The organism is Xenorhabdus sp. KJ12.1, from assembly GCF_963876495.1.
GTDB lineage: Bacteria > Pseudomonadota > Gammaproteobacteria > Enterobacterales > Enterobacteriaceae > Xenorhabdus > Xenorhabdus stockiae.
Genome location: NZ_CAWNQH010000134.1, coordinates 1 through 2,276, shown reverse-complemented (window position 1 = coordinate 2,276; position 2,276 = coordinate 1). Strand labels below are relative to the sequence as shown.

The following is a 2,276-nucleotide window of genomic DNA, read 5'->3' as shown; positions in this document are numbered from 1 at the left end:
CTGCGGTTATCGTGGCCCCAGTTGCAGCAGCAAAAAGAGAACGGAGACACGGTGGGTTATCGCATTGACTATGCCATTGACCTTGCCACTGATGGCGGCGCTTTCAAGGAAATCCTGAAAACCGCCGTTGATGGCAAAACTACCACCCAATATGAACGTTCCCATCGGGTAGATTTACCCGCTGCTTATTCGGGCTGGCAGGTGCGCCTTCGGCGGTTGACGCCAAAACAGAACAGCAACCGGATCGCGGATGCCATGGTAGTGGAAGCCATTACTGAGGTGATCGATGCCAAATTAAGCTACCCGGAAACAGCCCTGTTATTTGTTCAGTTTGATGCCAAACAGTTCCGCAATATCCCGCAAATCACCTGTGAGCCGAAGATGCGCATCATCCGTGTGCCCGCCAATTATTATCCCGATAGCCGCCGTTATTATGGCAGTTGGGACGGCACCTTCAAATGGGCATGGAGCGACAATCCGGCTTGGGTGCTGTACGACCTGATGATCAATGACCGATTCAGTATCGGCACCCGGGTGAAAGCGGAAAACCTGACGCTGGCAAAATGGGATCTGTACACCATCGCGCAATATTGTGATCAGATGGTGTCGGATGGTGAAGGGGGCGAAGAACCCCGTTTTACCTGCAATGTGTATATTCAGTCACAGGAAGATGCCTGGGCGGTGTTGCGTGATATTGCGGGGATCTTCCGGGGGATGACGTTCTGGGCCAATAACAACATGAACGTGCTGGCGGATATGCCCCGTGACAGGGATTATCTCTTTACGGGTGCTAATGTGCGTGACGGTAAATTCACCTATGCCAGTGCCAGTGAGAAAACCCATTATTCTACGGCGATGGTGAGCTGGTCTGATCCGCAGAACGGCTATCAGGATGCGATCGAACCGGTGTTTGAGCATCGCCTGATACGTCGCTATGGTATCCGGCAGGCCGATATCACCGCCATTGGTTGTACCCGCCAGAGTGAAGCCATCCGGCGTGGAAAATGGGTACTGTATACCAATGAACACGACCGGACCGTCACCTTCACTGTTGGACTGGAGGGGCGTATTCCTCTGCCGGGTTACCTTATCGGCATATCGGATAATCTGCTGTCAGGAGCCGGCAGAAGTGGGCGTATTCAGGCTGTGCCGAGGCGATATATGCTCACGTTGGATCGGGTGCCATCAGCAAACGTGGGGGACTGGTTGGTCGTCAACCTGCCTTCCGGTAAAACAGGAAAGGATCTCATTACCGCGATCAACGGACAGGACGTTTCCGTGAGTAGCGGTGGCTATGCTTATTCAGATCTCCCGGAGGCGGGGGCCGTCTGGTCCATTGAATCCAGCTATAGCGTGGAACACCCTTTCCGGGTGATGGGTATCAAAGCAGGGGAAGACGGTGTCTCGTTTGAGATTACGGCAGTTGAGCATAACCCAGACAAGTATGCGCTTATCGACAGGAACACCCGTATTGACGAACGCCCCGTGGCTACTCTTCCACCCCGTGTTCAGCCGGCCCCGAAAAATATCCGCATCGACAGTGATTATTCGATTAATCAGGGCATTATCACCACCACGTTGCAAATCACATGGGATGCCGCCGACAGTGCCGTGGCCTATGACGTCGAATGGCGTAAAGATAATGGCAACTGGATAACGGTACCCCAGACAACCGCCCGGCGTCTTGAGGTACCGAACGTCGATGAAGGACGCTATCAGGCGCGAGTCAGGGCGATGAATGCCGCGGCAATCTCCAGTATTTGGACGACCACACGGGATACCCTGCTGGAAAGACACACAAGGCCGCCATCGGAACCGCACTCCCTCCAAACCACGCCGCTACTTTTTGGTATCCGGCTGGACTGGGATTTTGCTAACCCGACGGATATTCTGCTGAAAACGGAAATTGGCTACAACAAAAGCGGAGAAGATGATGACACGTTGCAGTTCGCTGATATTGCCTATCCGCAACGCACCCACACGTTACAAGGGCTGGCAGCGGGAGAGAAGCTCTACTTTCGGGCACGGCTGGTGGATAAATCGGGTAATGCTTCGGAATGGACGTCTCTGGTCAGTGGCCACGCGTCTAATGATACTCGCTGGATAGTCGAAGCCAGTCAGGATCATTTTCTGGATGCCGAAATTGGGCGACGCTTACAGGAACAACTTGCTGAACAGGCCAGAGTCGATGCGCGTTACAAGCAATCCGCTGCGGAAAATGCGCAGGCCATTGAGAGACTGCATGACATGCTGAAAGACCTCCAGCAGCGCACACG

General features: G+C 53.8%; 1 protein-coding gene. It reads left to right on the top strand.

Annotation, left to right across the window (positions count from 1 at the left end; genetic code table 11):
* A partial coding sequence (locus AACS92_RS20835; protein ID WP_099112006.1) for a host specificity protein J occupies positions 1–2,276 on the top strand: 2,276 nt, incomplete at both ends.